The sequence below is a fragment of the Enterobacter sp. RHBSTW-00975 genome, assembly GCF_013615235.1.
In the GTDB taxonomy this organism is placed as follows: Bacteria; Pseudomonadota; Gammaproteobacteria; order Enterobacterales; family Enterobacteriaceae; genus Enterobacter; species Enterobacter ludwigii.
Window position 1 is genome coordinate 1,749,399 of sequence record NZ_CP055883.1, and the last position, 24,504, is coordinate 1,773,902.

A 24,504-nucleotide genomic window follows, 5' to 3' on the forward strand; every position below is an offset into this window, starting at 1 on the left:
TACCATGAGTTTTGAAGGAAAAATTGCCCTGGTCACTGGCGCAAGCCGCGGTATCGGGCGTGCAATTGCTGAAACACTGGTTGCGCGCGGCGCGAAAGTGATTGGTACAGCAACCAGCGAGAATGGCGCTAAGGCCATCAGCGAGTATCTGGGTGCGAACGGTAAAGGTCTGGTTCTGAATGTGACCGAACCTGCATCTATCGAATCTGTTCTGGAAAATATTCGCGCAGAATTTGGCGAAGTGGATATTCTGGTAAATAATGCCGGGATCACTCGTGATAACCTGTTAATGCGAATGAAAGACGACGAGTGGAACGATATCATCGAAACCAACCTGTCATCTGTATTCCGTCTGTCAAAAGCGGTAATGCGCGCTATGATGAAAAAGCGTCATGGTCGTATTATCACTGTCGGTTCTGTGGTTGGTACCATGGGAAATGCTGGTCAGGCTAACTACGCTGCGGCGAAAGCAGGTCTGATCGGTTTCAGTAAGTCGCTGGCACGTGAAGTTGCGTCCCGCGGTATTACTGTAAACGTTGTTGCTCCGGGCTTTATTGAAACGGACATGACGCGTGCGCTAACTGATGAGCAGCGTGCGGGTACGCTGGCAGCTGTTCCAGCGGGCCGCTTAGGCGACCCTAAAGAAATTGCCAGCGCGGTTGCATTTTTAGCCTCTGACGAAGCGGGTTACATCACTGGTGAGACCCTCCACGTCAACGGCGGGATGTACATGGTTTAATCACGATGAAAAATATTTGCGTTATTAGGGCGAATGGCCTCAAAATAACGTAAAATCGTGGTAAGAACTGCCGGGATTTAGTTGCAAATTTTTCAACATTTTATACACTACGAAAACCATCGCGAAAGCGAGTTTTGATAGGAAATTTAAGAGTATGAGCACTATCGAAGAACGCGTTAAGAAAATTATCGGCGAACAGCTGGGCGTTAAGCAGGAAGAAGTTGTGAACTCCGCTTCCTTCGTTGAAGACCTGGGCGCAGATTCTCTTGACACCGTTGAGCTGGTAATGGCTCTGGAAGAAGAGTTTGATACTGAGATTCCGGACGAAGAAGCTGAGAAGATCACCACCGTTCAGGCTGCCATTGATTACATCAACGGTCACCAGGCGTAAGTGAACATCTCCAGGCGGTCATTCGACCGCCTGAGTTTTATCTTTTTTGTCCCACGAATCCCTTTTTTATCCCTCCCTGGAGGACAAACGTGTCTAAGCGTCGTGTAGTTGTGACCGGACTTGGCATGTTGTCTCCTGTCGGCAATACCGTAGAGTCCACCTGGAAAGCTCTCCTTGCCGGTCAGAGCGGCATCAGCCTAATCGACCATTTCGATACTAGCGCCTATGCAACGAAATTTGCTGGCTTAGTAAAGGATTTTAACTGTGAAGAGATCATCTCGCGCAAAGAACAGCGCAAGATGGATGCCTTCATTCAATATGGAATTGTCGCTGGCGTTCAGGCCATGCAGGATTCTGGCCTTGAAATTACGGAAGAGAACGCAACCCGTATCGGTGCCGCTATCGGTTCCGGGATTGGCGGTCTGGGTCTGATCGAGGAAAACCATACATCTCTGATGAATGGCGGCCCGCGTAAAATCAGCCCGTTCTTCGTTCCGTCCACGATTGTTAATATGGTGGCAGGTCATCTGACCATCATGTTCGGCCTGCGTGGGCCAAGCATTTCTATCGCTACCGCATGTACCTCTGGCGTGCATAACATCGGCCAGGCCGCGCGCATGATTGCGTACGGCGATGCAGATGCTATGGTTGCGGGCGGTGCGGAAAAAGCCAGTACTCCGCTGGGAGTGGGTGGCTTTGGTGCAGCGCGTGCGCTGTCTACCCGCAACGATAACCCGCAGGCGGCAAGCCGTCCGTGGGACAAAGACCGTGATGGTTTTGTGCTGGGTGACGGTGCGGGTATGATCGTACTTGAAGAGTACGAACATGCTAAAAAACGTGGCGCGAAGATTTATGCTGAAGTTGTCGGATTCGGGATGAGCAGCGATGCATACCATATGACGTCACCACCAGAAAATGGTGCGGGTGCCGCGCAGGCAATGGCCAACGCGATTCGCGACGCGGGTCTTACCCCGGAGCACATCGGTTACGTTAACGCGCACGGTACTTCTACGCCTGCAGGCGATAAAGCAGAAGCTCAGGCTGTTAAGTCTATCTTCGGCGAATACGCCAGCCGCGTGCTGGTGAGCTCCACGAAATCCATGACCGGTCACCTGTTGGGTGCGGCGGGTGCAGTAGAGTCTATCTACTCTATCCTTGCGCTGCGCGATCAGGCTGTTCCGCCAACCATCAACCTGGATAATCCGGATGAAGGTTGTGACCTGGACTTCGTTCCTCACGAAGCGCGTCAGGTAAGTGGTATGGAGTACACTTTGTGTAACTCCTTCGGCTTTGGTGGTACTAACGGTTCACTGATCTTCAAAAAGATCTGAGCCTGACTGCATCATGGCGATTAAAAAAGGTCCGCTTGTCGGGCCTTTTTTATTAAGCCTAATCTTCTTGTCGGCTGCATGGCATCCTGCCAGACTAAATGCCCACGCATAAGGAGCCACCATGTTTTTAATCAATGGCCTTGAGCAAAACACGCTGCCTGCTAGTGACAGGGCAACTCAGTTTGGTGATGGCTGCTTTACGACAGCGCGCATTCTCGACGGCAATGTCTGCCTGCTCGAGGCGCACCTTCGTCGTCTTCAGCAGGGTTGTGAAGCCTTGATGATCCCCTTCACGCACTGGGACACATTGCGTCAGGAGATGTGCCATCTGGCTGCCGGGAAGCAAAGCGGTGTTTTGAAGGTGATTATCAGCCGCGGCAGCGGTGGCCGGGGATACAGCGGTACAGCTTGCCAGCACCCAACGCGGATCCTTTCGGTGTCTGCCTGTCCTGCTCATTATCTGCGCTGGCGTGAAGAGGGCGTTACGCTGACGCTCAGCCCGGTACGTCTGGGGCGAAACCCCATGCTTGCCGGTATAAAACACCTCAACCGCCTTGAACAGGTACTGATTCGCACTCATCTTGAACAGACGGACGCTGATGAGGCGCTGGTTCTTGACAGCGAAGGGTTTATTACGGAATGCTGTGCGGCTAATTTACTCTGGCGGCAGGGGAGCGATGTTTATACGCCGTCGCTCGAGCAGGCCGGCGTCAACGGGATTATGCGTCAGTTTTGTTTGCAGCAGCTGGCACACTCTGGCTTTCGCGTTGTCGAAGTGAGCGCGAGAGAAGAGGCGCTGCACCAGGCTGATGAAATTATCATCTGTAATGCGCTGATGCCGGTTGTACCCGTCCGCGCGTATGGTCAATACAGCTTGTCCTCGCGCGAGCTGTTTCAGTTTTTAGCCCCGATATGTGAGCAAACCCGATAGTCATGAAGAAAATGTTGCGCTTTGTCCTCCTCCTTATCGTTGCGCTGGGTGTTGCCGGCGGAGCGGGAGTGTGGAAAGTTCGTCAGCTGGCGAACAGTAAGATCCTGATTAAAGACGAGACGATTTTTACCCTGAAAGCGGGGACGGGCCGCCTGGCGCTTGGCGAACAGCTTTATGGCGACAAGATCATTAACCGTCCGCGCGTGTTTCAGTGGCTGTTACGTATCGAGCCTGAACTGTCTCATTTCAAAGCCGGTACCTATCGCTTTACGCCGGGGATGACCGTCAAAGAGATGCTTCAGCTGCTGGAAAGCGGTAAAGAAGCGCAGTTCCCGCTGCGTTTTGTTGAGGGGATGCGCCTGAGCGATTATCTCGAACAGCTGCGCGATGCTCCGTACATTAAGCATACTCTGAAAGATGACCGCTATCAGACGGTGGCCGAGGTACTGAAATTTGAACACCCTGAGTGGGTGGAAGGCTGGTTCTGGCCAGACACCTGGATGTACACCGCAGGCACGACCGATGTGGCTATCCTTAAGCGGGCGCATAAAAAGATGGTTGCAGCCGTCGATTCCGCCTGGGAAGGGCGCATGGACGGTCTGCCATACAAAGATCAAAACCAGTTTGTCACGATGGCCTCAATTATTGAGAAAGAGACGGCCGTCGCCGCCGAACGCGATCAGGTGGCATCGGTCTTCATTAACCGCCTGCGTATCGGCATGCGTCTGCAAACGGACCCCACCGTCATCTACGGAATGGGCGAGAGTTATACCGGTAAGATTTCAAGAAAAGATCTGGAGACGCCAACGGCGTATAATACCTACGTGATTAGCGGTCTGCCGCCGGGCCCGATTGCCACGCCGAGCGAGGCTTCCCTGCGTGCGGCTGCGCATCCTGCTAAAACACCGTATCTCTATTTTGTGGCTGATGGAAAAGGGGGGCATACCTTTAACACCAACCTTGCCAGCCATAATCGCTCCGTTCAGGACTATCTGAAGGCACTTAAGGAAAAAAATGCGCAGTAAATACATTGTCATTGAGGGACTCGAAGGGGCGGGTAAAACCACGGCCCGCAACGTGGTGGTGGATACGCTCAAATCGCTTGGCGTTGCGGACATGGTATTTACCCGCGAGCCCGGCGGTACGCAACTGGCCGAAAAGCTGCGAAGCCTGGTGCTGGATATCAAATCCGTAGGTGACGAGGTCATCACAGATAAAGCCGAAGTACTGATGTTCTACGCGGCGCGCGTGCAGCTGGTGGAGACGGTCATTAAACCGGCCCTGGCTAATGGCAAGTGGGTAATTGGCGATCGTCATGACCTGTCGACCCAGGCTTATCAGGGCGGTGGGCGTGGTATTGACCAGACGATGCTGGCCACGCTGCGCGATGCGGTGCTGGGTGATTTTCGCCCTGACCTGACGCTCTATCTGGATGTGACGCCGGAAGTGGGTCTCAAGCGCGCCCGTGCTCGCGGTGAGCTGGACCGCATTGAGCAGGAGTCCCTTGATTTCTTTAACCGTACCCGCGCGCGCTATCTGGAACTGGCGGATCAGGATGGCAGTATTCGCACCATTGATGCGACGCAATCCCTGGAAGAGGTCACCCGCGCTATTCAGAAGACGGTTACGCAGTGGCTACAGGAGCAACAGGCATGAAATGGTACCCATGGTTGCGCCCGCATTTTGAAAAGCTGATCGAAAGCTATCAGGCTGGTCGGGGGCATCATGCGTTACTGATTCAGGCACTGCCGGGAATGGGGGATGATGCATTGATTTACGCCATCACCCGCTTCCTGATGTGTCAGCAGCCGGAAGGGCACAAAAGCTGTGGTAAATGCCGTGGCTGCCAGTTAATGCAGGCGGGCACGCACCCTGACTATTACACGCTCGAGCCTGAGAAGGGCAAAAGCGCGCTCGGTATTGATGCCGTGCGTGAAGTCAGTGAAAAATTGTACGAACATGCGCGGCTCAGCGGCGCAAAAGTCGTCTGGCTCAAAGACGCAGCACAGCTTACCGAGGCGGCGGCGAATGCGCTGCTTAAAACGCTGGAAGAACCGCCGGAGAAAACGTGGTTCCTTCTCTCCTGTCGTGACCCGGGGCGTTTGCTGGCAACGCTGCGCAGCCGTTGTCGTCTTCATCACCTCGCGGTGCCTCAGGAATCATGGGCGTTGAGCTGGCTTGAACGAGAAGTGACAACGTCACAGGAAGGGGCGCTCTCTGCGTTGCGCCTGAGCAGCGGTGCGCCCGCGGCGGCGCTGGCATTACTGCAGCCAGAGGTCTGGTCACAGCGAGACGCGCTCTGCCGGGCCGTTGAGTCTTCCATCACCAGCCGCGACTGGCTAAGTTTATTGCCTGTGCTTAACGGCGAGCAGGCCGCGGAACGTCTGCACTGGCTGGCTTCCTTACTTCTGGATGCGCTCAAACTCCAGCAAGGGGCAACGCTACTGACCAACCCGGACGTCTGGCCGCTGGTTAACACGCTGGCGAACAGCCTGTCAGGCGCATCATTACACGCTATCCTTCACGATATCTGTCAGAGTCGTGAACAGCTTTTAACAGTGACCGGTCTTAATCGCGAGCTTTTACTGACCGACCAGTTGCTGCGTATCGAACATTACCTGCAACCAGGCGTGACACCGCCTGTTTCCCATCTCTGAGAGAGACATTATGTTTTTAGTCGACTCACACTGCCATCTTGATGGCCTGGATTATCAATCCCTGCATAAAAACGTGGACGACGTGCTGGCCAAAGCCGCTGCCCGTGATGTGAAGTTTTGCCTTGCCGTGGCGACAACGTTACCGGGGTATCGCGGCATGCGTGAGCTGGTGGGCGAGCGCGAGAACGTTGTTTTCTCCTGTGGCGTGCATCCGCTCAATCAGGATGAAGAGTATGACGTTGAGGAACTGCGCCGGCTGGCCACGGAAGAGGGCGTCGTGGCGATGGGGGAAACCGGGCTGGATTACTACTACACGCCGGAAACGAAACCGCGCCAGCAAGCGTCCTTCCGCCATCATATTCGCATTGGTCGCGAGCTCAACAAGCCGGTGATTGTCCATACCCGTGATGCGCGCGCCGATACGCTGGCGATCCTGAAGGAAGAAAAGGTGACGGATTGCGGTGGCGTACTACACTGTTTCACAGAAGACAGAGAAACAGCGGGTAAACTGCTTGATTTAGGGTTTTATATCTCGTTTTCGGGGATCGTGACGTTCCGTAACGCTGAGCAACTCCGCGAAGCTGCGCGCTATGTTCCGCTCGATCGCATCCTCGTGGAAACAGACTCTCCGTATCTGGCACCGGTGCCGCATCGCGGTAAAGAAAATCAGCCAGCCATGACGAGAGACGTAGCCGAGTACATGGCCGTGCTTAAAGGCGTCAGCATTGAAGAGCTGGCCCGCGTCACGACGGACAACTTCTCTACGCTGTTCCATATCGACCCCGCCCGCCTGCAATCTGTTTGATACGCCTGTTTTTTTTAGGCTCGTAATTAATACATAAAACGAGTAAAGTTCACCGCCTCATTTGGGGCGGTGAAGGTATATTTAGACACATCCAGAAACGCTTTTTGTAAATAACTGAAAGTTTTTCGACCGTCTTAAGCTGAAACGTGATAGCCGTCAAACAAACTCAGAGGGAATTATTTTACTCTGTGTAATAAATAAAGGGCGCTTAGATGTCCTGTCCACGGCACGGTACTCCCCCCGGGCCAATGCGTGAAAGCGTAAAAAAAGCACAAATACTCAGGAGCACTCTCAATTATGTTTAAGAATGCATTTGCTAACCTGCAAAAGGTCGGTAAATCGCTGATGCTGCCAGTATCCGTACTGCCTATCGCAGGTATCCTGCTGGGTGTCGGTTCTGCTAACTTCAGCTGGCTGCCAGCCGTAGTTTCCCACGTGATGGCCGAAGCAGGCGGTTCCGTCTTTGCTAACATGCCTCTGATCTTCGCTATCGGTGTGGCGCTGGGCTTCACCAATAACGACGGCGTTTCTGCGCTGGCTGCAGTTGTTGCCTACGGCATCATGGTGAAAACCATGGCAGTGGTTGCGCCACTGGTTCTGCATTTACCGGCAGAAGAGATCGCTGCGAAACACCTGGCAGACACCGGTGTTCTGGGCGGTATCATCTCCGGTGCGATTGCAGCGTACATGTTCAACCGCTTCTATCGCATCAAGCTGCCTGAGTATCTGGGCTTCTTCGCGGGCAAGCGTTTTGTTCCGATTATTTCTGGTCTGGCAGCGATTTTCACTGGCGTGATCCTGTCCTTCATCTGGCCACCAATCGGTTCCGCTATCCAGACCTTCTCTCAGTGGGCTGCTTATCAGAACCCGGTTGTGGCGTTTGGTATCTACGGCTTCATCGAGCGTTGCCTGGTACCATTTGGTCTGCACCACATCTGGAACGTTCCATTCCAGATGCAGATTGGTGAATTCACCAACGCTGCAGGTCAGGTATTCCACGGTGATATCCCACGTTACATGGCGGGTGACCCAACTGCAGGTAAACTGTCTGGTGGCTTCCTGTTCAAAATGTACGGTCTGCCGGCAGCGGCAATTGCTATCTGGCACTCTGCTAAACCAGAGAACCGTGCAAAAGTGGGCGGTATCATGATCTCCGCAGCGTTGACCTCGTTCCTGACCGGTATCACCGAGCCGATCGAGTTCTCCTTCATGTTCGTTGCGCCGATCCTGTACATCATTCACGCGGTTTTGGCGGGTCTGGCGTTCCCAATCTGTATCCTGCTGGGTATGCGTGACGGTACGTCCTTCTCTCACGGCCTGATCGACTTCATCGTTCTGTCCGGTAACAGCAGCAAACTGTGGCTGTTCCCAATCGTTGGTGCGTGCTATGCCGTTGTTTACTACACCATCTTCCGCGTGCTGATCAAAGCACTGGACCTGAAAACACCAGGTCGTGAAGATGCGTCAGAAGACAGCAAAGCCACCGCGACAAGCGAAATGGCTCCGGCTCTGGTTGCCGCATTCGGCGGGAAAGAAAACATCACTAACCTGGACGCGTGCATTACTCGTCTGCGTGTTAGCGTTGCCGACGTCGCGAAAGTAGACCAGCCGGGTCTGAAAAAACTGGGTGCAGCAGGGGTTGTTGTTGCTGGTTCGGGCGTTCAGGCAATCTTCGGGACTAAATCCGATAACCTGAAAACCGAAATGGATGAGTACATCCGCAACAGCTAAGCTGTGACCTGGGGAGACTAAGGCAGCCGAATGGCTGCCTTTTTTATGGGTAGAAACTTAAAAAGAGTAATTGGCGCTGACGGAGACGTTCAGCGGCGCGCCATAGACAACGTATGACCCGACGTAGTCGTAGTATTTTTTATCAAACAGGTTGTTAACGTTGGCCTGCAAGGCCAGGTCCCTGGTGACCTGATAACGGCTGAAGAGATTCACCAGCGCATAGCTGCCCTGTTCTGCACGTGACTGGCCTACCGGGCCACCCTCCACATCCGTCCACACTTTATTCTGCCAGTTCACCCCGCCGCCCACCGCCAGTTCTGGCAGCATAGGCAATTGATAACGGGTAAACAGCTTCATGGTCGTGCGTGGCTGATCGGAACTGATGGCATTCCCGCGCTTATCTTCTGCAATAAACCGTGTCGCCCCGAAGGTTAACTGCCAGTTGTCGGTCAGTGCACCGTTTAGCTCAAATTCAATCCCTTTGCTGACCACGCCATCCAGTGATTCATAAATAGATTCACCGCTCGGCATATAGGTGTAGGTATTGCTCGCCACGTTATCCTGTTCAATACGAAAAACGGCCAGTGAGGTGGTCAGGCGGGTGTTGAACCAGTCCGCTTTCACCCCCGCTTCGTAGCTCTTACCGGTCGTAGGGTCGAGGTAACGACCGCTCGCGTCACGCTTGTCCTGTGGCTGGAAAATAGAGGTGTAGCTGACATAGGTCGACCAGTCTTCATTGATGTCATAAACCAGTCCTGCATAAGGCGTTACGTCATCTTTGGAACTTTCCAGACGGGTATCCGGGGAGCCTGCCGGGTTGTAACGAATGTTATAGTTGGTGTAACGCGCGCCAAGGATCAGGTGCAGCGGGTCGGCCAGCGAGAATCGGGCCGAGGTATACGCCGATGACTGGCGAATGTCGTCCTGGCTATAGAGCTTCCACGGTGTCCACTGCGGGTCGGCGATAGTGCCATTCCAGTTTTTAAAATTACCCACATCCACCATACCGTATAACGCATCCGGCATGCTGTTATCGTAATGGTTACGCTGGCGGCTGAAGCTCCCGCCAAACATCATCTCATGCTGACGACCAAAAAGGCTGAAATCGCCACGCAGGAAGGCGTCGATGGCATCCTGCTTACGTTCACCGCGGTTCCAGCCGCCGTAGCCGACCATGCCCGCCCCGGTCTCTTTATCCGGATAGCCGGACATATACATCAGTTTGCTGTCGAAATGGGTTTCCGCATGCATGCCGTTGATGTGCGCTTCCCAGCCGTTGTCAAAACGTTGGGTCAGGTTGGCAAAGATACGGGTGTTGTCTTTATCCGAGTAAGCCCAGTCAGGCGCAACGGTCTGGCTGCGGTCGTAATGGGTTTTGCTTCCATCGCTATACCAGGTTGGCAGCCCGCCCCAGGTGGGATCGGCGGTGTGACTTTCCTGGTATTCATAGCCTACGGAGAGGGTCGTGCTGTCGGTGACGTCGGCATCCACCACGCCATAGAGGAATTTTTTACGGTAGTGGTAGTTATCCACAGCGCTGTCGTTGTCCTGGTAACCGGTGATCAGACGACCGCGCACCTTGCCGGATTCTACCAGCGGGGCCTGTAAATCCAGCACATAGCGCTGCTTGTCCCAGCTGCCGTAGCTGGCGGAGACGTTCCCTTTGAATACGTTACTGTCTGCGTGCTTGCGTACCATATTGACGTAGGCGGATGGGTTACCGGTGCCGGACATCAGCCCAGTAGCGCCGCGAACCACCTCTATACGGTCATAAATGGCGGTGTCGGCGGCGGTGTCGCCGAAGTTCCATACTTCGCTGATGGAGGTCGGCAGGTCATCGAACGCATAGTTACTGACGAAGAATCCGCGCGAGTAAAATACGGTGCGGTCGCTGTCCTGCACCTGGGCCGTTACGCCGGTGGTGTTGGTTAACACCTGGCCGACTGACTGCAGGTTCTGATCTGCCATGCGCTGCTGGCTAATCACGCTGACGGACTGGGGGATATCGCGGGGAACAAGTAACAGTTTGGTCCCGGTGGTGGTGGTTTTTACGCTGTAGTCCTGATCCTGTCCGCTGGAGGGATCCTGTGCGTTATCAAAGCCACCCTCCACAACTACCGTATCTTCGGTCGTGGAGGCGGCAAAACTGACGGTTGGCATCAATGCCATAGCAATACAGGCTGCCAGCAACGAAGGTGTTGCGACAGGCTGGCGTTGCCCATCCCTGGTATGAGTAATGAAAGACATCATCAAACCCTTAATGAATGGTGAAGGTGGTCTGCATCAGTCCCGCGTGTGCGGGCTGATGTCGTTTTCTATGTTGAAAATGCGCATGAAAATGCAAATGCGAAATATACGCATTGAGATTAACGGTGTAAACAGATGTGTCAAAAGGAACTGAAATAATGTTTCAGGCGATCGCGACGCGTCAGCGCTCACTCTCCAGGCAGCTGGAGGACATTCAGGAAAGAAATCGGTGGAGAAGGTTGAAAGGACAGGAGAATCTCGCTCATACTCTTGTGTTGTGTCACACAGTAATACTGAGAATGTGTTAATGGCGGCGCACTACGCCAGATTAAACAAAAAAGGAAAAGGTCATGGCTGAAGAAACGATTTTTAGTAAAATTATCCGCCGCGAAATCCCTTCGGATATCGTTTATCAGGATGAGCTGGTGACGGCTTTCCGGGACATTTCTCCTCAGGCTCCGACACATATCCTTATTATTCCTAATATTCTGATTCCGACCGTAAACGACGTAAAAACCGAGCATGAAGTAGCGTTAGGTCGTATGCTGACAGTGGCCGCAAAAATTGCTGAGCAGGAAGGGATTGCTGAAGACGGTTACCGTCTCATCATGAACTGTAATCGCCACGGTGGTCAGGAAGTTTATCATATTCACATGCATCTGCTGGGTGGACGTCCTCTGGGGCCGATGCTGGCACATAAAGGTCTTTGACATGCTTAAAGGGCGTATTGCAGCGCTGGTAATGACGATGTTGATCGTAGGGTGCAGCACGCGTCCGGCGATCCCCGTCAGCGATGAACAGACGCTGGTGATGGAATCCTCCGTACTTGCTGCGGGCATCACGGCGCAACAACCTGCGTTGTCGATCAGTGAAATCAACTCTTCTGCTTCCTCTACGCTCTTTAATGAAAGACAAGAACCAGTGACGGTGCACTACCGTTTTTTCTGGTATGACGTACGAGGTCTTGAAATGCATCCGCTGGAAGCGCCGCGCAGCGTCACTATTCCGGCAAGATCGTCGGTAACGCTCTATGGCAGCGCCAACTATCTGGGTGCACATAAGGTGAGACTTTATCTTTATCTGTAAGGGGTGAACCTTGATTAAAAATTTGAGCCGTTATGCGCTCGTGACTGCTTTCGCTCTGTTCCTCGCAGGGTGTGTGACCCGAACTGAAGAGCCTGCGCCTGTGGAAGAGGCCAAACCGGGTACCGAGCAGCCGACACAGCCCACGCAGCCGCCGCCAACCGTACCGACTGTGCCGTCTATTCCGTCGCAGCCTGGTCCAATTGAACATCCGGATCAGACATCGCAGCCTGCGCCGCGCGTTCGTCATTATGACTGGAACGGTGCGATGCAACCGATGGTCGGCAAAATGCTACAGGCTCAGGGTGTGACCGCGGGCAGCGTATTGCTGGTTGATAGCGTGAATAACCGTACCAACGGTTCGCTGAACGCGGGCGAAGCGACAGAAACCCTGCGCAATGCCCTGGCCAATAACGGTAAGTTTACGCTGGTCTCGGCACAGCAGCTCGCGGTAGCCAAGCAGCAGTTGGGCCTGTCACCGCAGGACAGCCTCGGTTCACGCAGCAAGGCGATTGGGATTGCCCGTAACGTCGGTGCGCAGTATGTGCTTTACTCCAGTGCCACCGGTAACGTAAATACGCCAGCCCTGCAGATGCAGCTGATGCTGGTTCAGACAGGTGAGATTATCTGGTCAGGTAAAGGTGCCGTTACGCAACTCTGACTGTACGCGTGAAGAGATCCTGACGCGTTATTTTCCACAGTATCGCCTTATCGCGCCGCAGGCCCCTTCCGGGCTTGGCGGCGCGAGTTGCATTATAGAGCAGGGCGAGCAACGTCTGGTATTGCGGCAGAATCACGATCCCTCAGCGTCTGCATCCCATTTCCGCCGTCAGTTTCGGGCACTGAAACGCCTTCCGGCGGATCTGGTGCCAAGGCCCCGTTTTTACCGCCAGGGCTGGATGGCCGTGGAGTATCTGGCAGGGGAGATCGGCAACACGCTACCGGAAACGGCAGTGCTTGCAGCTATGCTCTGTCATCTGCATCGGCAACCGCGTCTGGGGTGGCGGGTGACGCTGCTGCCGTTGCTTGATCAATACTGGCAGCAGGCTTCAGCCGACAGGCGAACCCCATTCTGGCTGGCACAGCTAAAACGGCTGCGTAAAACGGGCGAACCGCAGCCGCTTCGGCTCTCGCCGCTGCATATGGATGTTCATGCCGGAAATATTGTTCATACGTCCCTCGGTGCGAGGCTTATCGACTGGGAGTATGCCGGTGACGGAGACGTGGCGCTGGAGCTGGCGGCCGTCTGGTCGGAAGATGATACTGCGCGGCAGCGGCTCATCACCGACTACGCCCGGATAGCGCACATGAATGCCGACGCCCTGAGGCGTCAGGTGAGGCGCTGGCGACCGTGGGTCGTCATGCTGATGGCTGGCTGGTTTGAAATGCGCTTTCAGCAATCCCGAGACAAACAATTTATTGCGCTGGCAGATGATGCCTGGCGTCAGTTACAAACTAAAGGATAAGAGAGGTTGGTGTGGGTCCAGTCATGTTGGATGTAGAAGGGTTTGAACTGGATGCGGAGGAGCGTGAAATACTGGCGCACCCGCTGGTGGGAGGCTTGATCCTGTTCACCCGCAACTATCACGATCCGGCGCAGCTGCGAGAACTGGTGCGCCAAATCCGTGCTGCATCGCGCAATCATCTGGTGGTGGCCGTCGATCAGGAAGGCGGACGCGTACAGCGTTTCCGCGAAGGCTTTACTCGCCTGCCTGCCGCCCAATCTTTTGCGGCATTACTGGGCACGGAAGAGGGGGGCAAACTGGCGCAAGAGGCCGGCTGGCTGATGGCCAGCGAGATGATTGCCATGGATATCGACATCAGTTTTGCGCCGGTTCTGGACGTGGGGCATATCAGCGCCGCCATTGGCGAACGCTCATACCATGAAGATCCGCGTATTGCGCTGGCGATAGCGAGCTGTTTCATTGACGGTATGCACGACGCGGGAATGAAAACCACCGGGAAACATTTCCCGGGGCACGGTGCGGTGACCGCCGACTCGCACAAAGAGACGCCGCGCGATCCGCGTCCGGAAGCTGATATTCGTGCCAAAGATATGTCGGTGTTCCGCTCCCTGATCACCGATAACAAGCTGGACGCCATCATGCCAGCGCACGTGATTTACAGCGACGTCGACCCGCGTCCTGCAAGCGGGTCCGCGCACTGGCTTAAAACCGTTTTGCGTCAGGAACTGGGGTTTAATGGCGTGATTTTCTCTGACGATTTATCGATGGAAGGGGCGGCGATTATGGGCAGCTACGCGGAGCGCGGTCAGGCGTCGCTGGACGCAGGTTGCGATATGATCCTCGTCTGCAATAATCGTAAAGGTGCCGTCAGCGTGCTGGATAACCTGTCGCCGATCAATGCACAGCGTGTTACACAATTGTATCATAAAGGTTCATTTAGCCGTCAGGAGCTGATGGACTCGGCGCGCTGGAAGACGGTCAACGCGCAGCTTGAAGCCCTGAATGAACGCTGGCAGGCACATAAAGCCAGCCTGTAAATCCTCCCGGAAGGCGTAGCGTGGTGAGAAGACAATGATCATCTATTTACACGGTTTTGACTCAAACAGTCCTGGTAATCATGAGAAGGTCCTGCAGCTGCAGTTTATCGATCCGGATGTCCGGCTGATCAGTTACAGCACACGCCATCCAAAGCATGATATGCAGCACCTGCTCAAAGAGGTGGACAAGATGTTGCAGCTCAACATCGATGACCGTCCGCTGATTTGTGGCGTGGGATTAGGTGGCTACTGGGCAGAGCGAATTGGATTCTTGTGCGATATCCGCCAGGTGGTGTTCAATCCTAATCTTTTCCCGAATGAGAACATGGAAGGTAAAATTGACCGCCCTGAAGAGTATGTCGATATTGCCACCAAGTGCGTCAGTAATTTTCGGGAGAAAAACCGCGACCGTTGTCTGGTGATCCTGTCGCGTAATGATGAAGCCCTTAACAGCCACCGTGCGGCTGAGCTGCTGCATCATTACTATGAAATTGTCTGGGATGAAGAACAGACCCACAAATTCAAGAACATCTCCCCGCATTTGCAGCGGATCAAAGCCTTCAAAACCCTGGGCTAATCCACTGCGTACGACCTGCCAGGCCCGGCCGCGAAAGCGCGCCGGGCTTTCTTTTTGTCCAGAATTGTCTACTTTTAAGCCATCAAAACTTGATGCATATCAATTTTGGTATGACCAATGCGCCTGACGTGGTATTCTCAATGCACCTGAATGGTTTCAGTGCTGTAACCTGTTGTTAATTAAGGGTTATTTTTATAACTTTTAATTAACAATTGGTTAATAATTTGAGGGGGTCACGTTGACTACGCCATTGAAAAAGATAGTGATTGTCGGCGGTGGTGCTGGCGGGCTGGAGCTGGCTACACAGTTAGGCAAGAAGCTCGGTCGCGGCAAAAAAGCCAAAATTACACTGGTGGATCGTAACCATAGCCATCTGTGGAAACCGCTGTTGCACGAAGTGGCGACCGGTTCACTGGATGAGGGCGTGGACGCGCTGAGCTATCTGGCACATGCGCGCAATCACCATTTCCAGTTCCAGCTGGGCTCCGTGGTGGATATCAATCGTGAGAGCAAAACCATTACCCTGGCAGAGCTGCGCGATGAAAAAGGGGAACTGCTGGTTCCTGAGCGCAAACTGCCGTATGACACGCTGGTCATGGCGCTGGGCAGTACCTCCAATGACTTCAACACACCAGGTGTAAAAGAGCACTGTATCTTCCTCGATAACCCACATCAGGCACGTCGTTTCCACCAGGAAATGCTGAACCTGTTCCTGAAGTACACCAGCAATATGGGTGCGAACGGGAAGGTTAATATCGCGATTGTTGGTGGGGGGGCGACGGGCGTCGAGCTTTCTGCTGAGCTGCACAACGCGGTGAAACAGCTGCACAGCTACGGTTATAAAGGCTTAACCAATGACGCGCTGAACGTGACGCTGGTTGAAGCGGGTGAACGTATCCTGCCGGCGCTGCCTCCGCGCATTTCCGGTGCGGCGCATAATGAACTGACCAAGCTGGGCGTGCGGGTTCTGACCCAAACCATGGTGACCAGCGCTGACGACGGCGGCCTGCATACCAAAGATGGCGAGTACATCAAAGCAGACCTGATGGTCTGGGCTGCTGGCATCAAAGCGCCTGATTTTATGAAAGAGATTGGCGGGCTGGAAACGAACCGTATTAACCAGCTGGTGACCGAGCCGACCCTGCAAACCACACGCGATCCGGACATTTTCGCCATCGGCGACTGTGCTTCCTGCGCGCGTCCGGAGGGCGGTTTTGTGCCTCCGCGTGCTCAGGCAGCGCACCAGATGGCAAGCCTGGTACTGCACAATATTCTGGCGCAGTACAAAGGTAAGCCGATGAAAGCCTATGTCTATAAAGACCATGGTTCTCTGGTATCGCTCTCGAACTTCTCTACCGTCGGCAGCCTGATGGGTAACCTGATGCGCGGCTCTATGATGGTGGAAGGACGTATTGCACGCTTTGTCTATATCTCGCTCTATCGTATGCACCAGATTGCCCTGCACGGTTACTTCAAAACCGGGCTGATGATGCTGGTGGGACGAATCAACCGCGTTATTCGACCACGCCTGAAGCTGCACTAATATTCTCTCCCTCCGGGGCCTCCGGAGGGAATTTTTAGCATATCATGCTGCTCAACGTACATTGAGTGCTTAAGAGTTCTCCTAAACACGATATATCTCTCCTCCACGTCCACTTTTTGATCCTTTGTCTTATTGGCGAAGCGCGACCTGCATTGCAAAATTGTTACCAATAGCAACAAAGGAGGAAGTCCCGTGAATAAATCAATGTTGGCGGGTATAGGGATTGGCGTCGCTGCTGCGTTAGGTGTGGCTGCCGTTGCCAGTCTCAACGTACTGGATCGCGGCCCACAATACGCACAGGTCGTGTCTGCTACCCCCATTAAAGAAACCGTGAAAACGCCTCGTCAGGAGTGCCGCAACGTCTCCGTGACCCATCGCCGTCCGGTACAGGATGAAAACCGTATCGCCGGTTCAGTACTGGGTGCGGTTGCCGGTGGTGTGATTGGCCATCAGTTTGGTGGTGGTCGTGGTAAAGATGTGGCGACCGTGGTCGGCGCGCTGGGCGGCGGCTATGCCGGTAACCAGGTGCAGGGCGCTATGCAGGATAACGACACGTACACGACGACTCAGCAGCGCTGCAAAACCGTCTATGACAAGTCGGAGAAAATGCTGGGTTACGACGTGACGTACAAAATTGGCGATCAGCAGGGCAAGATCCGCATGGATAAAGACCCGGGCACTCAAATTCCGCTGGATGGAAACGGCCAGCTGGTACTGAATAACAAAGTGTAAAAAAGATGTTCTCTGAACTTAGCTCCTCAAGCGCTCAGGCTGAGGAGCTTTTTTTTTACGTCAGATTTTAAGCAGTTCAGGCCACAGTTTCAGCGTGGTCGCGGTAATGGTTTGCAGTTTTTCCAGCGTAGCCCCTTCACGGGCGCTTATCGACATACCCTGCAAAATACAGTTCAGGTATTGCGCCAGCATCTGTGGATTGCAATGCGCAGGAATTTCACCTCGTTGTTGGCGCTGAGACAGGAACGCGCTTAGCGTCTCTTCCTGCATGGCATGGCGCGATTTCACCGTGTTGGCAATCTCTTTTGAGGAGGCCGCAAGGGTGGCAGAGGTGTTAATCATAAAGCAGCCCGCAGGGGTATCTTTACTGGTGAAGCAGGTCGCGACGGTGGTGAAATAGTCCCGTAGCGCCTGTTCGACGCTTTTCTCTTCACAAAACAGCTGGGCTTCGTGTTTCGCCGCAAAGCGCGAAATGTATCTGTCCAGCACTGCCCTGAACAGCCCCTCTTTATTGGTGAATTCAGCATACAGCGTGGGTGCTTTGGCACCGGTAGCTTCCACCAGATCGGAAAGCGAGGTCGCTTCATACCCATGTTGCCAGAAGAGAGTCATGGCCTTATCAAGCGCTGCATCCCTGTCGAACACTTTTGGTCGGCCACGGCTTTTCTTCGCGCAACTCGTCACGTCGGTTGTCATTTGCCGTTGGTCCTCTGTTTGTTTGTTGAATAATCATTATAAAAATAATCGCGGGTGACCACCAGCACTGATGAGAGAAAAATAAATTAATCATATGGGTATGAAAAATAAAGAATTTAAAATTTAATTAATGTTCGTTATAAAAATATGTTGACGCGTGAGCTGGATCACATTTATGATTTACCTATCGATCGTTAACTAAATAGCTAACGACCTCCAAATCATCTGCCCAAAGGTAAAAATCATGAAAAACGTAAAAACCCTCATCGCTGCTGCTGTTCTGAGTTCACTTTCTTTCGCAAGCTTCGCTGCTGTTGAAGTGCAATCAACCCCTGCTGACCAGCATAAAGTCGGGACTATCTCTGCTTCTGCTGGGACTAACCTGGGCTCACTGGAAGATCAGCTGGCGCAGAAAGCTGACGAGATGGGTGCAAAATCTTTCCGCATCACCTCAGTGACCGGTCCTAACACCCTGCACGGCACCGCTGTTATCTACAAATAAGCCTGGCTAAACCCTCATTTATGCCACTGCGATGCCACTGAAAAAAAGCCCTGCTCAGCAGGGCTTTTTTTATTGGGGATCACATCGACTGCTGGGTGACATCCTGATGCCGGGTGACATCGGTGGGCATCCCGGAACGCGCCTCCATCGCACGCTCCATCACGATGCCATCCGTGCGGGCATTCGTTTTAAAGCTCACCATCGCGGCATTCAGATTAATTGGCAGTGTCTGCGGATCGTCGCCAATGTTTTTCGATAACGGCTGGTGAATTTCAACCAGTCTTACGCCACCCGGCTCCTCAGAAACCTTAATGGGCGTATTAATAATATTCACTCGGGTACCAGGCGTGATCACGCTATAGAGCGTCTTGATATCATCATCGCGCAGACGAATACAGCCGGAACTGACGCGCATCCCGATACCGAAATCCGCATTTGTTCCATGCAGAAGGTAAACTCCACCATAGGCCGCAAGACGGATCGCGTGGTGACCCATCGGATTCTCCGGACCCGCTGGCACCACAGCCGGCAAATCAATCCCCTGTGCTTTATAGCGAGCACGAATATTAGCCGTTGGCGTCCAGGTTGGGTTGGCACGTTTATCCGATACGGTGGTGACCATTGTTGGGGTCAGCGTGTCGCCGCCCAACTGGCCAATACCGATTGGATAAACGGTGACTTCATTTTTACCCGGTGGGTAATAGTAAAGACGCAGCTCGGCAAGGTTTATCACGATCCCTTCGCGCGCGACATCCGGGAGAATGGTCTGCAACGGGATGGTCAGGACGCTGCCAGCACGTGGCACATAGGGGTCGACGCCAGGGTTAGCCTGCAGCAGAGCCAGAAAGCCTACGTTATATTTTTTGGCAATCGCTTCGAGCGATCCCCCATTATTTTCAACCACATGAAAACGGTTTTCGCCCACGAGCTTGCTGCCAGCAGGGGGAAGAGGCCAGGTATTTGCGCGTGCAGGAAGCGCAACAGCGACCGTTGCTGCCAGCGCAAACACGGTTATCCAGCGGGTAAAACGCGAAGAGGTCATCATCACCATAATCCATATAAATAATAAGGTTATTGTTTTATAAGGCGTTAACGATAATTATGGCGAATGGGTATGTCGGGAAATCCAGGTGAAGTGCAAAGAGTTTGTAAATTGTCCCCCCGTAAGCATTGCGCCAACGGGGGGAAGGGGGAATTATGCAACAGCGTTCTCTTCCAGCTGACGCATAAAGTGACGAACCCACTCCATCCGGTTTTTACGATCCGTCAGCTCCTGCGTAAATTTCAGACGCGTTGGACCATCCAGACGGAAATGCTGCGGCTGTTTCTGGAGCAGACCGATTAGCCACATCGGATTAACGTGATTCTTCTCGGCAAATTCAATCACGCCACCTTTTTCATTGCCTTCGAGCTTACGAATGCCCAGCTTCTGTGCCTGCTGGCGCAGCCTCGCAATATCCAGCAGGTTTCTCGCGGCATCCGGCAACAGGCCAAAGCGATCGATCAGCTCTACCTTAATTTCATCCAGTTCGTTCTCATTTTTCGCACTGGCGATACGTTTGTAGAACGACAGACGTGTGTTGACATCCGGAATAAAATCATCCGGTAGCAGGGAAGGCATGCGCAGTTCCACCTCAGTTTGCTGGCTGGTCAGATCTTCCAGCGATGGCTCACGTCCGGCCTTCAGGGCATCGACCGCATTTTCCAGCAGCTCCATATAGAGCGAGAAGCCGATGGTTTCCATCGAGCCGCTCTGGTCTTCGCCCAGAAGTTCACCTGCACCGCGGATCTCAAGGTCGTGTGTCGCCAGCGCGAAGCCCGCGCCCAGATCTTCCAGCGACGCGATAGCCTCCAGACGTTTTTGTGCATCGGTGGTCATCGCTTTCGGATGCGGGGTCAGCAGCCAGGCGTAGGCCTGATGGTGTGAGCGGCCAACGCGGCCACGCAGCTGGTGAAGCTGCGCCAGTCCAAAGTGATCTGCGCGCTCAATAATGATGGTATTGGCCGTCGGAATATCGATCCCGGTCTCAATGATGGTGGTACACACCAGGACGTTAAAGCGCTGGTGGTGGAAATCGTTCATCACCCGCTCCAGCTCGCGCTCGCGCATTTGACCGTGACCGATAGCGATGCGCGCTTCCGGCACCAGTTCGGCCAGCCTGTCCGCCGCTTTCTGGATATTTTCCACGTCGTTATAGAGATAATAGACCTGACCCCCGCGCAGTACTTCACGCAGAATAGCCTCGCGGACGACCAGGTTGTCGTACTCACGAACAAAGGTTTTTACCGCCAGACGACGTGCCGGCGGCGTGGCGATAATCGACAGGTCGCGCATGCCGCTCATCGCCATATTCAGCGTTCGCGGAATCGGTGTGGCGGTCAGGGTGAGGATATCGACGTCGGCACGCATCGCTTTAATACGCTCTTTATGACGGACCCCGAAGCGGTGTTCTTCATCGACGATCAATAGCCCCAGATCTTTCCACTTCACATCACTCTGCAGCAGCTTGTGGGTGCCGATCAGAATATCGATCTTACCCTCGCTGGCCTGTTCCAGAATCTGCGTCTGCTCTTTGGTACTGCGAAAACGCGACAGCATCTCAATACGAACCGGCCAGTTGGCGAAACGGTCGCGGAAGTTGTCAAAATGCTGTTGGGCGAGCAGGGTGGTAGGCACCAGCACCGCGACCTGTTTGTTGTTTTCTACCGCGAGGAAGGCGGCGCGCATCGCCACTTCGGTTTTGCCGAAGCCGACATCGCCGCAAACCAGCCTGTCCATCGCCAGCGGCTGGCACATGTCGCTCAGCACAGCATTAATGGCCTGGGCCTGATCCGGCGTGGTTTCAAACGGGAAGCTATCGCAGAACATCTGGTACTGTTGTTTATCATGCCTGAAGGCAAAGCCTTCTTTGGCCGCGCGTTGGGCGTAGATATCCAGCAGTTCTGCCGCCACATCACGCACTTTTTCCGCGGCTTTCTGCCGCGCGCGCGCCCAGGCGTCGCCGCCCAGTTTATGTAATGGCGCATGATCTTCTGCACCGCCGGCATAGCGGCTGATGAGATGCAGGGAGGAGACCGGCACATAGAGTTTGGCGTCATTGGCGTAGGTCAGCATCAGGTATTCGCCCTTGATGCCACCGGCTTCCAGCGTCGTCATGCCCTGATAACGGCCCACCCCGTGCTCGAGGTGAACAATCGGCTGGCCGGGGTGCAGTTCGGCGAGGTTACGGATCAACGTGTCCGGATTAATGGTGCGACGGCTGTCCTGACGGCGGCGCGCCACGCGTTCCCCCAGCAGGTCGCTTTCGCAAATCAGCGCCAGATTGTTGAGGGTATCCACAAACCCGTGCTCGGCGGAGCCAATCATCAGATAACGGCCATTACCGGTGGCTTCACTCAGGCGCAAAATACGTTTCGGCGCGATTTTGATCCGCCCCAGCAGTTCACCCAGCGCTTCCCGGCGGCCTTCGCTTTCAACGGAGAACACGACCGGCCCGGTAAAGGACTCGAGGAACTTGCGCAGATTATCCAGCGGCGACTTCTGCTGCGCCTGAACGGATAAATCCGGTAGCGTGCGGAAGGCGAGGTTGGTATTGGCGGCCTTGTCGGCGAGCGAATCGGTTTTTAGCTGCATACGCGGCCAGCGTTTCAGCTCGGCGTTCAGCTCGTCGGTGCGCAGCCACAGCACCTCCGGTGGCAACAGCGGACGCATCGGGTCCACGCCCCGGTTTTCAAAGCGGGCGCGAGTTTCGCTCTCAAAACGGCTGGCGCTGGCGTCGATATCACCGGTGTTAACAATCAGCGTATTGGCCGGGAAATAGCTGAACAGCGCGGGCAGAGGCTCGTTAAAGAACAGCGGCTGCCAGTATTCAATACCCGCCGGCAGCGTCCCTTTGCTGACCTGCTGGTAGATATGTTCGGCATCGCGTTTGACGTCGAATCTGTCGCGCCACTGGCTGCGGAACAGCTCAATTGCGGTTTTGTCTGTCGGGAACTCATGTGCGGGCAGTAAATTGATGGAGTCCACTTCTTCCAGCGTGCGCTGCGTGTCGGCGTCGAATACGCGCAGGCTGTCAATTTCATCATCGAAGAAATCCAGACGATACGGCTGGTCGCTGCCCATCGGGTAAAGATCGAGCAGTGCACCACGCGTGGCATATTCCCCGTGCTCCATCACCTGATCGACATGGCGATAACCGGCGCTGTCGAGCTGCGCGCGCAGGGCGTCCCGGGACAGGCGCTGGCCTTTTTTCATCACCAGCGCATGGCCATGAAGATAGCTGTGCGGACAGACGCGCTGCATCAGGGTGTTTACGGGGACGATCAGCACGCCGCGCTGCATCGTCGGTAACTGATACAGGGTCGACAGACGAGAGGAGATGATCTCCTGGTGCGGCGAGAAACTGTCATACGGCAGCGTTTCCCAGTCGGCCAGACTGAACACCAGATTGTCAGTGAACTGGCGGATTTCATCATGCAGACGCAGGGCATTTTGCATATCCGGGGCAACCAGTACCACCGGACCCGGGTGCCGCTCAGCGATTTCTGCCACCAGCGTGGCGCACGCCGCGCCAGTAAGTTCGCCCAGTTGGCGCTGATCGCCCGCTTTGACAGGCAAGGAATATCGATAGTGTTCAGGCATGGCTATGTCAGAGTCTCTTGGGGATATACCAACAGTATTGGGGCATATCACTGATACGCAATGTCTTTATTATCCTCGATCGTTTTACATAATCAAACCGGAACCGCACAGGGAGGAAATTCGCCCCCAAAAGGGGGCGAAAAGCGCATCAGCGGCTGGCCGATGACGGAGAAAGCGTGGAAGGCGGGGAGAAGAACACATCACCAAACAGTGCGGTGGAGACCTTACGCACCCCAAGCCCGGCAACGGTGCAGAGCAACAGGCTGGCAAACGGGTAGACCAGAATCAACGTCAGCTCCGCCCAGACCGGCCAGTATGCGGCATTCATCTCACCAATCAGGAACAGGCTAAAGGCCTCAATCAGGATGCGATGGGTGGTATAAATCGCGATGGTATTAGAACCGATCACGTTAAGCAGATTATTAGGATGGACGGCATAACGTTGCTCAATGCTGTAGAAAAGCTTCATGATCAACACAATCGACAGCAGGGAGAGCAGCAGCGGGACGTTAGCAAACCACAGCACCACAGAAATGGCAGCGAACGCGGCTAACGCCAGCCAGGCGCGACGCAGATTGAACCCTTTCATCCACGCCATCAGCTCAGCGCCATACCACGCGCCGAGGCTGTAGTAGATCATGTTGCGCACCACGCTGTTCATTCCCCACCACGGCAGCGGCAGGAAGTTTATCGCGGCGCTCGCCAGTGCCAGCAGCCCCAGTACCGGCAGCTTCCAGCGGCTCAGCAGTTTACACAGCGTGAAATAGACCACAAGGGCATACAGATACCAGAGACTGGTGCTGGCGGTGAGCATTCCCTTCACAAACCCGGAAAGGGAATCGGCATAGGCCGCATTGGAGGAAGTGGCCAGTTCACGCTCGGGAGCAAGCCAGGCGTTGAGGTGGCTCAGCGCCTGCCATTGCAGAACGCCCCACAGCGCCAGAACCCAGACAATGCTCCAGATCCGTTTATCGAGACTGGTACGCCAGTCCACCTCATCAATGTAACGTCGAATCAGATAGCCGGAAATGAAGAAAAACACCGGCATGCGGAAGGGAGCAAGATAGAGATTAAAATAGACCCAACATTTGGCGAGAAGACCGGATAACGGATGTTGTAACCCATTGAGATGGGGATAAAAGGTGATGACTGAATGGTAGATAACCACCAGGCAAATACACAGCCCTTTTATCTGGTTAATCCATAATGCTTTTTGCTTCATTGTTCGCGACTACCTTTTTGCCATAAACGAACGAACAATTGTTGTTAAACAAAACCGTGATGTAACGGGTAACAGTCTGTATCAGGAGGTTTTTCGGAAAAGGTGGAGGCTGTACAGTGAGGTTTCAGAGAGTAGTACCCTGATTTATCTGAATTTTTCAGAAAAATGATTA

General features: G+C 54.1%; 23 protein-coding genes. 18 read left to right on the top strand and 5 right to left on the bottom strand.

Features of this window, described 5'->3' with window-relative positions; all coding sequences use genetic code 11:
* Positions 1-4: 4 nt before the first annotated feature.
* The 9 genes from fabG to ptsG all read left to right on the top strand — a co-directional run bounded on the left by fabG (position 5) and on the right by ptsG (position 8,585).
* Entirely contained in the window at positions 5-739 is a 735-nt protein-coding gene (gene fabG, locus HV340_RS08405) for a 3-oxoacyl-ACP reductase FabG (protein ID WP_014169575.1), read from the top strand.
* A gap of 154 nt (positions 740-893) precedes the next feature.
* Positions 894-1,130 (top strand): acyl carrier protein, encoded by a 237-nt coding sequence (acpP, locus tag HV340_RS08410; protein WP_003857954.1) that lies wholly within the window; start codon positions 894-896, stop codon positions 1,128-1,130.
* A gap of 89 nt (positions 1,131-1,219) precedes the next feature.
* A complete protein-coding gene (gene fabF / locus HV340_RS08415; RefSeq protein WP_014169576.1) occupies positions 1,220-2,461 on the top strand; it encodes a beta-ketoacyl-ACP synthase II in 1,242 nt (413 codons plus the stop codon).
* Between the two features lie 121 nt (positions 2,462-2,582).
* Positions 2,583-3,392, top strand: a complete 810-nt coding sequence (gene pabC / locus HV340_RS08420; protein WP_181216436.1) for an aminodeoxychorismate lyase — start codon at positions 2,583-2,585, stop codon at positions 3,390-3,392.
* Between the two features lie 2 nt (positions 3,393-3,394).
* Positions 3,395-4,417 carry a cell division protein YceG gene (gene yceG, locus HV340_RS08425; RefSeq protein ID WP_014169578.1) on the top strand — a complete coding sequence of 341 codons (1,023 nt, stop codon included), beginning with the start codon at positions 3,395-3,397 and terminating at the stop codon, positions 4,415-4,417.
* Positions 4,407-5,048: a dTMP kinase gene (tmk, locus tag HV340_RS08430; RefSeq protein ID WP_014169579.1), complete on the top strand. Its 642-nt coding sequence runs from the start codon at positions 4,407-4,409 to the stop codon at positions 5,046-5,048. Before yceG ends, tmk begins: the two co-directional genes overlap by 11 nt.
* The gene (gene holB / locus HV340_RS08435; RefSeq protein ID WP_047744340.1) at positions 5,045-6,049 is read left to right on the top strand and encodes a DNA polymerase III subunit delta'; all 1,005 of its coding nucleotides are present in this window, start codon (positions 5,045-5,047) and stop codon (positions 6,047-6,049) included. The genes tmk and holB overlap by 4 nt, the downstream gene beginning before the upstream one ends.
* A gap of 10 nt (positions 6,050-6,059) precedes the next feature.
* Positions 6,060-6,854, top strand: a complete 795-nt coding sequence (locus tag HV340_RS08440; RefSeq protein ID WP_181216437.1) for a metal-dependent hydrolase — start codon at positions 6,060-6,062, stop codon at positions 6,852-6,854.
* Between the two features lie 297 nt (positions 6,855-7,151).
* Positions 7,152-8,585, top strand: coding sequence for a PTS glucose transporter subunit IIBC (gene ptsG, locus HV340_RS08445; protein ID WP_014169582.1), 1,434 nt, complete (start codon positions 7,152-7,154; stop codon positions 8,583-8,585).
* Between the two features lie 57 nt (positions 8,586-8,642).
* Here the strand turns inward: ptsG and fhuE are convergent, their stop codons facing one another.
* The gene (gene fhuE / locus HV340_RS08450) at positions 8,643-10,832 is read right to left on the bottom strand and encodes a ferric-rhodotorulic acid/ferric-coprogen receptor FhuE (protein ID WP_181216438.1); all 2,190 of its coding nucleotides are present in this window, start codon (positions 10,830-10,832) and stop codon (positions 8,643-8,645) included.
* Positions 10,833-11,182: 350 nt separating this feature from the next.
* On the opposite strand from fhuE, the gene hinT reads away from it, so the two are divergent.
* From hinT to HV340_RS08490, 8 genes are all read left to right on the top strand, one after another.
* Positions 11,183-11,542, top strand: a complete 360-nt coding sequence (hinT, locus tag HV340_RS08455; RefSeq protein ID WP_006809243.1) for a purine nucleoside phosphoramidase — start codon at positions 11,183-11,185, stop codon at positions 11,540-11,542.
* A 1-nt stretch (position 11,543) separates the two neighbouring features.
* Positions 11,544-11,918 carry a YcfL family protein gene (locus tag HV340_RS08460; protein WP_014169585.1) on the top strand — a complete coding sequence of 125 codons (375 nt, stop codon included), beginning with the start codon at positions 11,544-11,546 and terminating at the stop codon, positions 11,916-11,918.
* Positions 11,919-11,928: 10 nt separating this feature from the next.
* Positions 11,929-12,576, top strand: a complete 648-nt coding sequence (gene lpoB, locus HV340_RS08465; protein WP_014169586.1) for a penicillin-binding protein activator LpoB — start codon at positions 11,929-11,931, stop codon at positions 12,574-12,576.
* Entirely contained in the window at positions 12,557-13,381 is an 825-nt protein-coding gene (thiK, locus tag HV340_RS08470; protein WP_063925087.1) for a thiamine kinase, read from the top strand. Before lpoB ends, thiK begins: the two co-directional genes overlap by 20 nt.
* A gap of 11 nt (positions 13,382-13,392) precedes the next feature.
* Positions 13,393-14,418 (top strand): beta-N-acetylhexosaminidase, encoded by a 1,026-nt coding sequence (gene nagZ, locus HV340_RS08475; RefSeq protein ID WP_020884661.1) that lies wholly within the window; start codon positions 13,393-13,395, stop codon positions 14,416-14,418.
* Positions 14,419-14,452: 34 nt separating this feature from the next.
* Complete coding sequence (ycfP, locus tag HV340_RS08480; RefSeq protein ID WP_013097106.1) at positions 14,453-14,995, top strand: alpha/beta hydrolase YcfP; 543 nt, start codon at positions 14,453-14,455, stop codon at positions 14,993-14,995.
* A 238-nt stretch (positions 14,996-15,233) separates the two neighbouring features.
* Complete coding sequence (locus HV340_RS08485; protein ID WP_025204449.1) at positions 15,234-16,538, top strand: NAD(P)/FAD-dependent oxidoreductase; 1,305 nt, start codon at positions 15,234-15,236, stop codon at positions 16,536-16,538.
* Between the two features lie 192 nt (positions 16,539-16,730).
* Positions 16,731-17,270, top strand: coding sequence for a glycine zipper 2TM domain-containing protein (locus HV340_RS08490; RefSeq protein ID WP_008500779.1), 540 nt, complete (start codon positions 16,731-16,733; stop codon positions 17,268-17,270).
* A 60-nt stretch (positions 17,271-17,330) separates the two neighbouring features.
* Here HV340_RS08490 and comR read toward each other — a convergent pair whose 3' ends face one another.
* Positions 17,331-17,966: a TetR family copper-responsive transcriptional repressor ComR gene (gene comR, locus HV340_RS08495; RefSeq protein ID WP_014169591.1), complete on the bottom strand. Its 636-nt coding sequence runs from the start codon at positions 17,964-17,966 to the stop codon at positions 17,331-17,333.
* A 244-nt stretch (positions 17,967-18,210) separates the two neighbouring features.
* Between comR and bhsA the strand changes: the two genes are divergently transcribed.
* Positions 18,211-18,468, top strand: coding sequence for a multiple stress resistance protein BhsA (bhsA, locus tag HV340_RS08500; protein ID WP_013097102.1), 258 nt, complete (start codon positions 18,211-18,213; stop codon positions 18,466-18,468).
* Positions 18,469-18,547: 79 nt separating this feature from the next.
* Here the strand turns inward: bhsA and HV340_RS08505 are convergent, their stop codons facing one another.
* From HV340_RS08505 to HV340_RS08515, 3 genes are all read right to left on the bottom strand, one after another.
* Complete coding sequence (locus HV340_RS08505) at positions 18,548-19,513, bottom strand: L,D-transpeptidase family protein (RefSeq protein ID WP_063925086.1); 966 nt, start codon at positions 19,511-19,513, stop codon at positions 18,548-18,550.
* Between the two features lie 150 nt (positions 19,514-19,663).
* Positions 19,664-23,110 carry a transcription-repair coupling factor gene (mfd, locus tag HV340_RS08510; RefSeq protein ID WP_025204447.1) on the bottom strand — a complete coding sequence of 1,149 codons (3,447 nt, stop codon included), beginning with the start codon at positions 23,108-23,110 and terminating at the stop codon, positions 19,664-19,666.
* 148 nt (positions 23,111-23,258) lie between these two features.
* Positions 23,259-24,332 carry an acyltransferase family protein gene (locus HV340_RS08515; protein WP_063925085.1) on the bottom strand — a complete coding sequence of 358 codons (1,074 nt, stop codon included), beginning with the start codon at positions 24,330-24,332 and terminating at the stop codon, positions 23,259-23,261.
* Positions 24,333-24,504: the final 172 nt, after the last annotated feature.